Source organism: Levilactobacillus suantsaii, from assembly GCF_014069315.1.
GTDB classification, from domain to species: domain Bacteria; phylum Bacillota; class Bacilli; order Lactobacillales; family Lactobacillaceae; genus Levilactobacillus; species Levilactobacillus suantsaii.
In genome coordinates this window covers 2,275,425-2,289,295 of the sequence record NZ_CP059603.1, presented here as the reverse complement: position 1 = coordinate 2,289,295, position 13,871 = coordinate 2,275,425, and the positions used below count along the sequence as shown (strand labels likewise).

The 13,871-nt window shown below is 52.8% G+C and carries 14 protein-coding genes; all 14 read left to right on the top strand.

Annotated elements, in window-relative coordinates:
* Nucleotides 1-4 precede the first annotated feature (4 nt).
* Complete coding sequence (gene queA / locus H3M12_RS10745) at nt 5-1,042, top strand: tRNA preQ1(34) S-adenosylmethionine ribosyltransferase-isomerase QueA (RefSeq protein WP_170954927.1); 1,038 nt, start codon at nt 5-7, stop codon at nt 1,040-1,042.
* A gap of 13 nt (nt 1,043-1,055) precedes the next feature.
* Nucleotides 1,056-2,201, top strand: coding sequence for a tRNA guanosine(34) transglycosylase Tgt (gene tgt / locus H3M12_RS10740; RefSeq protein ID WP_129031267.1), 1,146 nt, complete (start codon nt 1,056-1,058; stop codon nt 2,199-2,201).
* A 71-nt stretch (nt 2,202-2,272) separates the two neighbouring features.
* Nucleotides 2,273-2,728, top strand: coding sequence for a preprotein translocase subunit YajC (yajC, locus tag H3M12_RS10735; RefSeq protein WP_233449177.1), 456 nt, complete (start codon nt 2,273-2,275; stop codon nt 2,726-2,728).
* 111 nt (nt 2,729-2,839) lie between these two features.
* A complete protein-coding gene (gene dinB / locus H3M12_RS10730; protein WP_129031266.1) occupies nt 2,840-3,940 on the top strand; it encodes a DNA polymerase IV in 1,101 nt (366 codons plus the stop codon).
* 97 nt (nt 3,941-4,037) lie between these two features.
* Nucleotides 4,038-4,997: a DHH family phosphoesterase gene (locus H3M12_RS10725; protein ID WP_182150713.1), complete on the top strand. Its 960-nt coding sequence runs from the start codon at nt 4,038-4,040 to the stop codon at nt 4,995-4,997.
* Between the two features lies 1 nt (nt 4,998).
* Nucleotides 4,999-6,357 carry a DEAD/DEAH box helicase gene (locus H3M12_RS10720; protein ID WP_129031264.1) on the top strand — a complete coding sequence of 453 codons (1,359 nt, stop codon included), beginning with the start codon at nt 4,999-5,001 and terminating at the stop codon, nt 6,355-6,357.
* Between the two features lie 278 nt (nt 6,358-6,635).
* Nucleotides 6,636-9,275 carry an alanine--tRNA ligase gene (gene alaS / locus H3M12_RS10715; protein WP_129031263.1) on the top strand — a complete coding sequence of 880 codons (2,640 nt, stop codon included), beginning with the start codon at nt 6,636-6,638 and terminating at the stop codon, nt 9,273-9,275.
* Nucleotides 9,276-9,462: 187 nt separating this feature from the next.
* Entirely contained in the window at nt 9,463-9,735 is a 273-nt protein-coding gene (locus H3M12_RS10710; RefSeq protein ID WP_129031262.1) for an IreB family regulatory phosphoprotein, read from the top strand.
* A complete protein-coding gene (gene ruvX, locus H3M12_RS10705) occupies nt 9,732-10,169 on the top strand; it encodes a Holliday junction resolvase RuvX (RefSeq protein WP_129031261.1) in 438 nt (145 codons plus the stop codon). Before H3M12_RS10710 ends, ruvX begins: the two co-directional genes overlap by 4 nt.
* A gap of 8 nt (nt 10,170-10,177) precedes the next feature.
* Nucleotides 10,178-10,486, top strand: a complete 309-nt coding sequence (locus H3M12_RS10700) for a DUF1292 domain-containing protein (protein ID WP_129031260.1) — start codon at nt 10,178-10,180, stop codon at nt 10,484-10,486.
* A 129-nt stretch (nt 10,487-10,615) separates the two neighbouring features.
* On the top strand, nt 10,616-10,927 hold the full coding sequence (locus H3M12_RS10695; protein WP_129031259.1) for a cell division protein ZapA: 312 nt from the start codon (nt 10,616-10,618) through the stop codon (nt 10,925-10,927).
* 1 nt (nt 10,928) lies between these two features.
* Nucleotides 10,929-11,225: a CvpA family protein gene (locus H3M12_RS13005; protein WP_263853887.1), complete on the top strand. Its 297-nt coding sequence runs from the start codon at nt 10,929-10,931 to the stop codon at nt 11,223-11,225.
* A complete protein-coding gene (locus H3M12_RS13000) occupies nt 11,222-11,455 on the top strand; it encodes a CvpA family protein (RefSeq protein ID WP_267905790.1) in 234 nt (77 codons plus the stop codon). The genes H3M12_RS13005 and H3M12_RS13000 overlap by 4 nt, the downstream gene beginning before the upstream one ends.
* A gap of 26 nt (nt 11,456-11,481) precedes the next feature.
* Nucleotides 11,482-13,842 carry an endonuclease MutS2 gene (locus tag H3M12_RS10685; RefSeq protein WP_129031258.1) on the top strand — a complete coding sequence of 787 codons (2,361 nt, stop codon included), beginning with the start codon at nt 11,482-11,484 and terminating at the stop codon, nt 13,840-13,842.
* Nucleotides 13,843-13,871 lie beyond the last annotated feature (29 nt).

Here is a 13,871-nt window from a genome sequence, read left to right as displayed (position 1 = left end):
GATGCTGACGATGACGACACTAGCGGATTACGATTACGAGTTGCCACCGGAGCTGATTGCGCAAACGCCAATCGAGCACCGGGATGCGTCGCGGTTATTGGTCTTGGACCACCGCACAGGCCAATTGACCGACAAGCACTTTTACGATATTTTGGCGGAGATTCACCCGGGGGACGCCATCGTCATGAACAATTCCCGGGTGATGCCCGCCCGATTGTATGGGGTCAAAGAAGATACCGGTGGTCACGTCGAAGTCTTACTGTTGCATAACGTGGCTGGTGATGTCTGGGAGACTTTGATGAAACCGGCCAAACGTTTACGAGTTGGCACCACCGTTAGCTTTGGGGCCGGTCAGTTAACGGCGACCGTGACTGAAGAACGTGAAGATGGGATTCGGCTGATCGAATTTCACTACCAGGGCATTTTTATGGAAATCCTGGAACAACTGGGTGAAACGCCGTTGCCGCCTTACATCAAAGAAAAGTTGGCTGATGCCGACCGTTACCAAACGGTTTACGCCAAGGAAAACGGCTCGGCGGCCGCCCCCACGGCAGGGTTACACTGGACTCAGGCGTTACTGGACCAGGCCGTGGCTAAGGGGGCCAAGCTGGTGTACCTGACGTTACACGTCGGGTTAGGTACCTTCCGGCCGGTCGAAGAAGAAAACGTGGACGACCACAAGATGCACAGCGAATTTTATCGGTTGGACGAAAAGTCCGCCGCGACCTTGAATCAGGTCCGGCAAAACGGGGGGCGAATCATTGCCACCGGGACCACGTCGATTCGCACCTTGGAGACCATTGGCACCAAGTTTCACGGTGAGATACGCGCCGACTCCGGCTGGACAGACATCTTCATTCGTCCGGGTTACCATTGGCAGGTCGTTGACGCGTTTATCACTAACTTTCACTTGCCTAAGTCGACCTTGATTATGCTGGTGGCCGCCTTTACGGGGCGCGAGCAGATTCTGGCCGCTTATCAGCACGCCATCGCTGAACGTTACCGTTTCTTTAGCTTTGGGGATGCAATGTTTATCAAATAATTGGAGGGACAGCATGGAACCCGCGATTAAGTATCGTTTGATCAAGACCGAAAAGCACACCGGAGCGCGGTTGGGTGAACTCATGACGCCCCACGGGACCTTTGCGACCCCGATGTTCATGCCGGTCGGGACTCAAGCGGCCATGAAGGGGGCCATCAGTCCCGAGGAACTGGACGAGATGGGCTCACAGGTCATTTTGGCCAATACTTATCACCTGTGGCTCCAACCGGGGGCAGACCTGATAGCCGAGGCGGGAGGCCTGCACCGGTTCATGAATTGGCCCAAAGGAATTTTGACCGATTCAGGGGGCTTTCAGGTCTTCTCGCTGGCGAAGAACCGGCGACTGACCGAGGAAGGCGTTCATTTCCGTAACGCGGTCAACGGTGACCGGTTGTTTTTGTCGCCGGAAAAGGCGATTCACATTCAAAACCAACTGGGGCCTGATATCATGATGAGTTTGGATGAATGCCCGCCGTTCTTTGAAAGTTACGATTATGTCAAACACTCGGTCGAGCGGACCTCGCGCTGGGCAGAACGGGGGTTAAAAGCCCACGCCCACCCCGATTACCAGGGGTTGTTTGGCATCGTACAGGGCGCCGGTTACGAAGACTTGCGACGTGAATCCGCCCGGGACTTGGTCAGCTTGGACTTTCCGGGTTATTCGATTGGGGGGCTTTCCGTGGGCGAATCCAAGGACGAGATGAACCGCATCTTAGCCTTGACGACCCCGCTCCTGCCAACGAGCAAACCCCGCTATCTGATGGGCGTCGGGACTGCTGATTCCCTGATTGACGGGGTGATTCGTGGCGTCGACATGTTCGACTGTGTTTTACCTACTCGGATTGCCCGGAAAGGGACTTGCATGACCACCCACGGTCGTTTGGTGGTCAAAAACGCCAAGTATGCCCGGGATTTTCGGCCCATTGACCCGGATTGCGATTGCTATACTTGCCAGCATTATAGTCGGGCCTACTTGCGGCATTTGTTCAAGGCGGACGAGGATTTTGGTCTCCGGTTAGCCAGTTACCATAATTTGTATTTCTTACACCACCTGATGAAACGGGTGCGCCAGGCAATCCAAAATGACAGTTTGTTGGACTTGCGGGCGGAGGTCTTCGACACGTATGGCTATAATGCCGAACATCCGAAGAACTTTTAGAAATAATTGGACGGATTCCTTGGAGTCTGGTAAAGTTGTTCATTAGATAGGATACGAAGGAGTGAACCAATGTGTTAAGTAATCTTGTAGTTGCCGCAGGCGGCCAGTACTCGACGTTAATTATTTTGGTCGTTTTCTTGGCCTTAATGTACTTCTTAATGTTGCGGCCGCAACAAAAGCAACAAAAGAAGCACCGGGACATGATGAGCCAGTTGAAGAAGGGTGATCATGTCATCACGATTGGCCGGTTACACGGGGTCATCGATGAAATCAACCAAACCGACAAAACAGTCACCTTGGATTGTGACGGGATTTATTTGGTCTTTGACTTACGGGCGATTGCGCAAGTGACGTCCCAAGGCCCACAAGCGGTCACTGCACCGGCTGCTAAGCCAGCCGCGGCCGCACCCGCAAAGCCGGCGGACCAACCAGCCGACACGCAACAACCAACGGCAACTAAAACAGATGATCAAGCTGACGATGCACCGAAGTCTGACGACGATGCCAACGATAGTGCCAAGAAGTAAGCTTGATGACCCGGCGACTCCTTTTGGGGGTCGTTTTTTTTTAGCGCTAAGCGTGCAAGCAAACAAACGTTCTGGTATAATAATAATCAACGGGGAAGGGTGGTGTGTTCAATGATTGACGCAAAATTTACGCAACGCAAAATCATTCATGTCGACATGGATGCCTTTTACGCGTCTATTGAGGAACGGGACCACCCAGAATTCAAACGCCACCCGTTGATCATCGCCAAGGATCCCCGTAAGACCGGTGGGCGTGGCGTAGTGACCACCGCCAATTATCGGGCCAGAAAGCATGGTGTTCACTCGGCAATGAGTGCCAACGAAGCGTTGAAACTTTGCCCGCAAGCCATCTTTCAGACACCGAATTTTCCCCACTACCGGGAAATCTCTAACCAGATTCACCGCATTTTTCACGAGTACACAGATAAAATCGAACCGGTCGCCTTTGACGAAGCCTATCTGGATGTAACTGAAAATAAGCACCATCTGCATTCGGCCGTGCAGGTGGCCCACGAAATCCAAGCTGAAATCTATGATCAGACCCATTTGACTTGCTCGACGGGGATTTCTTACAGTAAATTTTTGGCCAAGGAAGCCTCGGATTTTCGCAAACCGGTCGGTGTCAGCGTGATTTTACCCGAAGACGCCCATGATTTTTTGATGGCACTGCCCATCGAGCGCTTCCGGGGCGTGGGTAAGAAGACCGTCCCCAAGATGCACGATTTGGGCATCCAGACCGGGGCTGACCTCTACCAGCGCTCGCAACTGGAATTGATTCACGACTTTGGGAAGTTCGGCTACGTCTTGTATCAGCGGGTCCGCGGCATCGACGAGCGGCCAGTGGCTTATCAACGGGAACGCAAGTCCATCGGTAAAGAACGGACGTATGGTCCGCCGTTAACTACTAGTGGTGAGGTGGAGAACCAGTTGCGTCACTTGGCCGAACTGGTGGCTCAGGCCGTGGCCCGTAAACAGCGGCACGGTAAAACGCTGGTCTTGAAGTTGCGGACCAGCGACTTTACCACGGTGACCAAGCGGGTGACTCAGGAAGATTTTTTGACCAACGAAGCAGAAAATTACTACGAGTTAGCGCTGGAGTTGTACCATGAGGTGGCGACGCCCGATGAACAGATTCGTTTGCTAGGCATCACCATCACCAGTCTGGCTGCACAGACTTTTGAAAACGTCCGCCTGCCTTTATGGGGGGATTAAGGCAGACTTTCTTTGAAATTACCCCCTAAAACTTGTATACTGAAACGCAGTATTGCGGCGGGAGCAACCCGCCAATCGGAAAGAACGGGTGAACAGCATGGCAATTCAAACCGCCATTTTAGAAGAAATCAAACGTTACCAGACCATTATTATCCACCGACACCAGCATCCAGACCCGGATTGTGTGGGCGCCCAACTAGGCTTACGAACCATTTTACGGGCTAGTTTTCCCGCTAAGACCATCTTAGCGGTAGGTAAGCACTATCCTGGTTTTGACTGGTTAGGCCAAGCCGACCAGAATGTCAGTGACGACCAATATAAAGACGCTTTAGTCATTGTGGTCGACACGGCCAATCAGCCGCGGGTCGACGATGCGCGTTGGGAAACGGGTAAGGCCGTGATTAAGATCGACCACCACCCTAACGACGACGCCTTTGGTGACCTCCAATGGGTCGACGATCAGGCGTCGAGTACCTCGGAATTACTAACGGACTTTTACACCGCCAACGAAGCGGAATTGACGTTGCCCCAAGAGGCCGCGCGGTTATTCTACGCCGGCATCGTCGGGGATACGGGCCGCTTCATGTACCCGGCTACCTCGGCGCATACCATGGCTGTGGCGGGGCAATTGATGACCACGGGCTTTTCCGCCAACGACGTCAACCAGGCCGAAGACGAAATTTCGCCAGCTATGGCGCGCTTATCGGCGTACGTTTATCAGAATTTGACCATCCTGCCAAGTGGGGCGGCTTATTTGAAGTTAAGCGATGCGGACTTAGAACCCTTCGAGTTAGCGGAGACCGATTCAACGTCAGCCGTGGTCCCGTTGCCTGGCAAGATCACCACGGTCAAGGCCTGGGCGTTCTTCGTCGAAGCTAAGGACCACACTTACCGCATTCGGTTGCGGTCGAAGGGTCCTTCGATCAACGGCTTAGCCAAGCAACACGGTGGCGGGGGCCACGCCTTGGCCAGTGGCGCAACGGCCCATGACCAAGCTGAAATTGACCAGGTCATCCAGGAATTGGATACCTTGGTCGCACAAGATAAAGGAGAGTAACATGACCGCAAATTTTAGCGAGTTTCACTTGCAGCCATATTTGATGACGGCCTTAAAAAAGATTGGCTTCAAACAGCCGACCGCCGTGCAGGAAAAATTGATTCCCATCATTGCTGCGGGCAAGGACGTCGTCGGCCAATCCCAGACCGGGAGCGGGAAAACCCACACGTTCTTACTGCCCATTTTTAACCAGCTGACCAGTGAGAACCAGGTCCAGGCCGTTATCACGACCCCCAGTCGGGAGTTGGCCTACCAGATCCACACGGCGGCTGAACAGTTAGCCGCCGAAGCCCCCTTTGAGATTCGGATTGGCAACTACGTCGGGGGGACTGACAAGCAGCGTCAGGTCAATAAATTGCACCATTTCCAACCACAATTGGTCATCGGGACCCCCGGCCGGGTCTTGGATCTGATTCAATCACAAGCCCTAGACGTGCATACGGCGCACCAATTCGTGGTGGACGAAGCCGACATGACCTTGGACCTCGGGTTCTTGGATCAGGTCGATAAGATTGCGGCCCGGATGCCGCACGACCTGCAGATGATGGTCTTTTCCGCGACCATCCCGCAACGGTTGAACCCGTTCTTACGCAAGTACATGAACCAACCGGTCATCGAAGAGATCCCAGTGACCTCGATTATCAGTGATACTATCGATAACTGGTTGATTTCGACTAAGGGGAAGAACCGTAACCAGTTGATTTACCAACTAATTACGATGGGAGAACCCTACCTGGTGCTGATTTTTGCCAACACCAAGAAGCGGGTGGAAGAACTCCACGATTACCTGAAGAACCAGGGACTGAAAGTCGCCATGATTCACGGCGACATCAAGCCGCGGGAACGTAAACGGGTGATGCGCGAAGTCAAGAACCTGCAATTCCAATACGTCGTGGCGACCGATTTGGCGGCTCGAGGAATTGACATTGAAGGGGTCTCGCACGTCATCAACGATGATATTCCGGAAGATCTCGACTTCTTCATTCACCGGGTCGGCCGGACGGGTCGTCAGGGGATGCCAGGAACGGCCATCACCCTGTACTCCCCAGGGGAAGAGGCCCAGGTTGCGGCCATCGAAGAACTCGGCGTGCACTTCAAACCTAAGCGCATCAGCAACGGTGAAGTCGTCGACTCTTACGACCGGAACCGGCGAAAGAAGCGCAATAAGTCCACCCAAAAGCTGGACCCAACGCTGATTGGCCTGGTCAAGAAGAAGAAAAAGAAGATTAAACCCGGCTACAAGCACCAGATCAAGCAAGCCATTCACCACAAGAAGGACCAGGAACGCCGGATCGAACAACGGGCTGCGGCCCGGGCCGAACGAAAACGGCGCAAACGCGAGTCCAATCGTTACCAATAGACTTGCGATTGACAAGTGCCAACCGGCCACCTATAATTTCAAGTGGACAATTAAATAAGCATAGAGGATATACCGGTGGGGCCCGACTTTCAGAAACGTTTTGGGTGCTGTGAAAAACGACTCGACCCCAATTGGTGCTCCCTCGCAGGCAACATCGCGACTCGGCGTTATGAGTTTAAGAGGTTAACGACTAAACATCGTTGCAAGTAAAGTGGTACCGCGCTTCGGCGTCTTTACGGGCAACGGTGTTTTTATCTTTTTTTGGAGGTATTTAAGAGATGAAAGAGCTAAGCAGTAGTCAGATTCGGCAGATGTATCTCGACTTCTTCAAGTCCAAGGGACACACCATTGAACCCAGCGCCTCGCTGGTGCCGAAGGATGACCCGTCCTTACTCTGGATCAATTCCGGAGTAGCAACCATGAAAAAGTATTTCAGTGGCCAAGTGGTTCCCGAAAACCCGCGGCTGACCAGTTCACAGAAGAGTATCCGGACCAACGATATCGAAAATGTCGGTCGGACCGCCCGGCACCACACGTTATTTGAAATGTTAGGGAACTTCTCGGTGGGTGATTACTTTAAAAAAGAAGCCATCACCTGGGCTTGGGAACTCTTAACGTCGCCCGACTGGTTCGGCTGGGACCCCGATAAGCTGTACATGACGGTCTACCCCAAGGATACGGTCGCTAAGGAAGACTGGGAAAAGGCCGGGGTCGCCCCCGACCACATCATCGCGGTGGAAGACAACTTTTGGGATATCGGTGAAGGGCCTTCGGGACCCGACTCCGAAATTTTCTATGACCGGGGCGAAGACTTCAACAACTTAGCACCGGACGACCCGGAAAACTACCCGGGTGGTGAAAATGAACGGTATCTGGAAGTTTGGAACATCGTCTTCTCCCAGTTCAACCACGAACCAGACGGCAGCTACAAGCCGTTACCGCGGAAGAACATTGATACGGGGATGGGGCTGGAACGGGTCGTCTCGATTTTCCAAAACGCCCGGACCAACTTTGAGACCGACTTGTTCATGCCGCTGATTGAAAAGACGCAAGCCTTAAGTGACAACAAGCATTACGGTGCTGACAAGGAAGATGACATCTCCTTTAAGGTCATTGCTGACCATGCGCGGGCCATCACTTTTGCCATCGGTGACGGGGCGTTGCCAAGTAACGAAGGCCGCGGCTATGTCATCCGGCGCTTGATTCGTCGGGCCGTTGTCAACGGGCAGAAGCTCGGGATTCAAGGCGCCTTCTTGGACCAATTAGTGCCCATCGTGGGGCAAATCATGCAGTCCTACTACCCAGAAGTCTTAAAGCAAAAGGACTACATCGCAAAGATTGTGCGCTCTGAAGAAGACCGGTTCGGCGAAACGCTGACCGGTGGCTTGGACCTCTTGAACGGTTTAATCGCCGATCTCAAGCAAACGGGGAAGAAGCAAATTAATGGGGCTGACGCCTTCAAATTGTACGATACCTACGGCTTCCCGGTTGAACTGACCCAGGAATACGCCATCGATCAGGGCGTCACGGTCGATCAAGACGGATTCAAGGTCGAGATGCAAAAGCAACGGGACCGGGCTCGTAATGCGCGCGGTAAGCAAAAGGCCATGGGCTTACAACACGACTTGTTGATCAACGTCAAAACCCCGAGTGAATACGTGGGGTACACGCAGCTGACGGCTAAGAGTGACTTGGTCGAATTAGTGGCTAACGACCAGTTGACCGACGAAGTCACCACTGGGACGGCCGAAGCCATGTTTGCTCAGACGCCGTTCTACGCCGAGATGGGGGGCCAAGTCGCCGACCACGGGGACATTTATGACTTGGATGGTCAGGTCGTGGCTCACGTGACGGACGTGCAACATGCCCCGAACGGCCAGAACCTGCACACCTTAGATGTCGTAGCGCCACTGAAAAAGGGCACCACGTACGAACTCAAGGTCGACCCAGTCTTCCACAGCAAGGTCGAAAAGAACCATACCGCAACGCATTTGTTGGACAAGGCGTTACGCGATGTCTTTGGCGAACACACTCAACAGGCCGGTTCCTTAGTTGAAGGCGACTACCTGCGGTTTGACTTTACCCACTTTGGCCAAGTCGACCCGGCTGATTTGGCGAAGGCCGAAGCCATCGTCAACCAAAAGATTTTTGACGAATTGCCGGTGAACACGGTCGTGACCGACATCGACAGTGCTAAGAAGATGGGCGCCATCGCGTTGTTCAGTGAAAAGTACGGCAAGACGGTCCGCGTGGTGAGCGCCGGCGATTACGTCACGGAATTCTGTGGCGGGAACCATGTCCGCAACACCAATGAAATCGGCTTGTTCAAGATTACCTCGGAATCCGGGGTCGGCGCCGGTGTGCGGCGAATCGAAGCCGTGACCTCGGCGGCCGCTTACCGTTACTTGAATGACCGGAGTAACGTCTTGGATCGGGTTGCGGGCGATTTGAAGGTCACCCAGACCAGCGAAGTTGAGATACGTCTGCAGGCCTTACAAGCCCAGGTCAAGGACTTACAACAGAAGCAGGCGACCTTGGAAGGCAAGTTGGCCGGTCAACAAGCTGGAGCGGTCTTTGACCACGTCGAAACGGCTGGTCAATATCGGTTGATTAGCGGGACCGTCCAAGTCTCCAAGATGGACCAGTTGCGAGCCTTAGCTGACACTTGGCGCGACAAGGCGTTATCCGACGTCTTGGTCTTGGGGGCCGAGGTCAACGGTAAGGCTAATCTGATTGTGGCGGTCAGTGCCGACAAGCAAAAGCAAGTCAAGGCCGGTGATTTGATTAAAGCCATTGCCCCGAAGATTAACGGTGGCGGTGGCGGCCGGCCGAACCTAGCTCAAGCCGGTGGCAAGAACCCAGCGGGCTTGCCGGATGCGATGCAGGCCGCTAATGATTGGTTAAGTGCCCAAGATTAACCGGTTACGAGACTGAAAATGGTAAGGACGGTGAGGACGCGTAACTAGTGGCCGCGCCGTCTTTGCGTTGGCACCCCAAAGTGGTTAAGAGTATTACGAAAACATTACATTGGAGGCCCGTCGTTGTAGTTTAACGGGCAATCGAGTAAAATTAAGACTAAGTGAGGAAGTACGGGGGTGTGATATAGTGAGTTCATTAGACAAAACGATGTATTTTGATTTTGGCGCCAACCAGCCAAAGGATGTTCATGAGACACTGGTAACGGTTTATCAGGCACTGGAAGAGAAGGGGTATAATCCCATTAATCAGATTGTCGGGTACCTGCTATCAGGCGATCCTGCGTACATCCCGCGAATCAATGATGCGCGGAATTTAATTCGCAAACACGAACGTGACGAGATTATTGAAGAACTCGTGCGTTTCTATCTTAATCAGAATGGACCGGTGAAACCTTCATGAAGTTAATGGGACTAGACGTCGGATCACGAACCGTGGGGGTCGCCGTGAGCGACGCCTTGGGCTGGACGGCTCAAGGGGTTGAGATCATTCCAATTGATGAAGATCAAGAGGTGTTTGGCTTGGACCGCGTGGCGGAACTGGTCAAGGCCCATGAAGTTGACGGTTTCGTGGTCGGATTACCTAAGAACATGAACAATACCTTAGGCCCGCGTGTGGCGGCTTCGCAACGTTACGGTCAAATGTTAACGGATCGGTTTCACTTACCGGTCGATTACGAAGACGAACGGTTGACAACGGTTGAAGCGGAGCGTATGTTAGTGGAACAAGCAGACACGTCACGGCGGAAACGCAAGCGTGTCATTGACAAATTAGCAGCTGGGTTGATTTTGCAGAATTATTTGGATCGTAAAGGCAAATTAACCCGAGAAAAGTGAGGTTTCCCATGAACGAAGACCAAGAACAAATTACATTAGTTGATGAAAATGGTAACGAAGAGTTATACGACGTGTTATTCACGTTTGAATCCGACGACTTTGGTAAATCTTACATTTTGATTTACCCGGCTGGTAAGAGTGACGACGAAGAAGTCGACATTCAGGCCTATGCCTTACCGGCTGACGATGACCCGGCTAATCCTTCCGGCGGCGATCTTCAATTGATCGAATCCGACGAAGAATGGGACATGGTCGAATCCGTTTTGAACACCTTCTTAGCGGATGGTACCATCGACCCGAACGCGGGCAAAAAGTAAAGCAAGCGGGCAATGAGGGGCGGATGACCGCCCTTTTTGTTTGGGCTCATTTTGGTGTGTGTCAAAACTAGGCCCAACTCCCAATTAATGGTAAAATTAAGGCATTGTGGAAAATAGGGGGATGATGAGATGACAGAACAGACCCACCGCTTTAAGGCGGTGATTGCGGGCAAGCCCTACACCATCGTGGGTCAAGCAACCGATGACCATATGCGTGCCGTAACCACTTTATTGAATGAACAATTCGACCAATTGAAAAAGGTATCTCCGGATATCAGTAAGGAAGATGCGGCAGTTTTAATGGCGTTTAACGCCATTTCGGATCAATTGAAGATGGCGGCCAAGGCTCAGAATCAGCAAAAAGCCCCCAATGCGCAGAAGACGTCCGCGGATACGGAGGACCACACTCCCCGACCGCACTCACCAGAAACGGGGGCTTAGGGTGTTACTCAGTCTCGGAATTTTAGTGATTTTAGCTTGGGGCTTTCACCGTGGTTATCGGCGCGGGTTCGTGATCCAAATTTTATTGACCGTGGGGTACCTCGTGGTCTGGGTGGCAGCTCGATTTGGCGCCCAGCCGGTGGCAACGGGCCTCAGTCAATTCGTGGGCAACTTGAATCTGAATAGTTCGGTCAGTGCGGTAACGGCTGGCCAAAGTAGCCACTTTTTCTTGAATGGGTTGGCTTTTTCCGCCATCCTGACCGTGGGCTACTTTATCGTGCGCCGTCGTTTGGGTTGAACCGGGCGACTAAGCTACCGGTCGTCCACCAAGTGAACGCCTTAGCTGGCGGTTTGATCAACTTAGTGATTCGTTATGTGGTTATCTTTTTAATTTTGAATTTATTGATTTTATTACCCATTACCGGGTTTCAAACGACCTACCAGGCGTCTCCTGTGGCGCAGTGGATCGTGAAACAGACCCCTGGCTTGTCTTATCAGATTTATGACTGGTGGTTGACCAAGTCCTAGGGAGCCCTTTGTGAGAGGAGTTACACATGAACCAAAAAACACTCAGCATCATGGAGTATGGGCGCATCAAGCAAGCTATCCAGCACTACTTGGTCTCGGCGGCTGGTCGCCGAGAACTCGATCACTTACAGCCCACGGCCGATAGTGAGCAGTTACAGCGTTGGTTAGATGAATCTCGTGACGGCGCGGATATTTACCGCTTAGAAAGTGGGATTCCGTTGCCGAAACTAGATGACATTCGCCCGCATTTGAAACGGTTGGCCTTAGAAGCCGTTTTAAACGGTCTGGAATTAGCGCAAATTAGTCGAATCCTGTGGACGACCAGTTCCGTGGTCCGGTTCTTTGAACAGTTGGCGGATAAAGAAGTTGACCTACGCGTACTAGACCAAGAAGTCCACGAATTAGTGACTTTACCAGACGTGACGCGGCGGTTACGCACGTCGTTAGAAGGAGACGGTCATCTAACTGACGACGCGTCACCGGAGTTACGCCAGATTCGCCAACACATCACCCAAACGGCGGCGGCCATTCGTCAAAGTATGGATCAGTACACCCGGGGCAAGGACGCCAAGTATTTAAGCGAGACCATCGTAACGATTCGCGACGACCGCTACGTGTTGCCGGTCCGTTCGGAATATAAGCAACACTTCGGGGGCATCGTCCACGACCAAAGTGCCAGTGGGCAGACCCTGTTTATTGAACCGCAAGCGGTGGTTAGTTTGAATAACCGTTTGCGGCAAAACCAGATGGACGAACGGCACGAAGAGCAGCGTCTGTTAGCGGAATTGACCGCCTTACTGACGCCGTACCAACAAGAAATCTTACGTAACGCTGAAATTTTAGGGCACTTTGACTTTATCAACGCCAAGGCCCAGTACGCGCATCACTTGCACGCCACAGAACCCAAATTGTCGACGACTAATCAGGTGAACCTGCGCCAAGCGCGGCACCCGTTGATCGACCAAAAAAAGGTTGTGGCTAACGACATCGCAATCGGTCAGGATTACAAGACCATCATCGTCACTGGGCCCAACACTGGTGGGAAGACCATCACCTTGAAAACCCTGGCGTTGGTCCAGTTGATGGGTCAGTCCGGTCTTTTTATTCCAGCCAACGAGAACAGTGTGATTGGCGTCTTCGACGATATTTTTGCCGATATTGGAGACGAACAATCCATCGAACAAAGCCTAAGTACCTTCTCGGGGCACATGGAAAACATCGTCGGCATCTTGAAACAGGCCGATGAAAATAGCCTGATTGTTATCGACGAACTGGGTGCTGGGACCGACCCTCAAGAAGGGGCCGCACTGGCGATTGCCATTTTGGACCAGATTGGGACTTTGGGCAGTTACGTGATGGTGTCGACCCACTACCCGGAACTCAAGGCTTACGGGTATAACCGGCCGGAGACCATCAACGCCAGCATGGAGTTCGACGCCGAAAGTTTGCAACCGACTTATCGGTTGTTGATTGGGATTCCGGGGCGCAGTAACGCGTTAGATATCGCGGCCCGTTTAGGAATGCCTAGCCAAGTCGTGGCGGCGGCGCGGGGCTTGACCGACCAGGATAGCCAAGACTTGAACGCCATGATCAGTGACTTGACCGAGCAAAAACGCGTGGCTGATAGCCATGCGGCCGAATTGGCCACGCAACTGAAGGAAGCCACGGAACTGCACCACGAGTTGCAACACCAATTTGACCAGTATCAGCAGCAAAAAGACCACCTGATGACGACGGCCAAACAGGAGGCCAACCGATTAGTGGACGAATCACGTAAGCGGGCCAACAAGATCATTTCTGACCTGCGAAAGAAACAACTCGATGCGGGGCGCAGTGTGGTCAAAGAAGATGAGTTGATTGCCGCGCAAGGCGCGTTGAACGCCATCCAACAAGATACGGGCCTGAAGAAAAACAAGGTTCTCCGCCGGGAAAAGGCGAAGCATACCTTCAAGAAGGGTGATAACGTGCTGGTCAAGTCGTACGGCCAACAAGGCGTCTTGATGCAACAACTCGACGACGACCACTGGGAAGTTCAATTGGGCATCTTGAAGATGAAGATTGCCACGTCGGACCTTGAAAAGGGTGCCGATCCCGCTAAATCAAAGAAGCAACCCCGAGCATCGGTACGCCGGACTGGGTCGAGCGGGATGTCACCAACTTTGGATCTGCGGGGGCACCGCTACGACGAGGCGATGGCCGAAGTCGACCGCTACATCGATGCCGCGTTACTCGCGGGTTACCCGACCGTGACGATTATTCACGGCAAGGGGACCGGGGCATTGCGTAAGGGGGTGACCGACTACTTGAAACGTAATAAGCGCGTCAAGAGTTTCGGTTTCTCGCCCGCTAATGCTGGTGGCGACGGGTCGACCGTCGTTCGCTTCTAACAAAATTAAGTTGTAAGCAATTTAGTTGT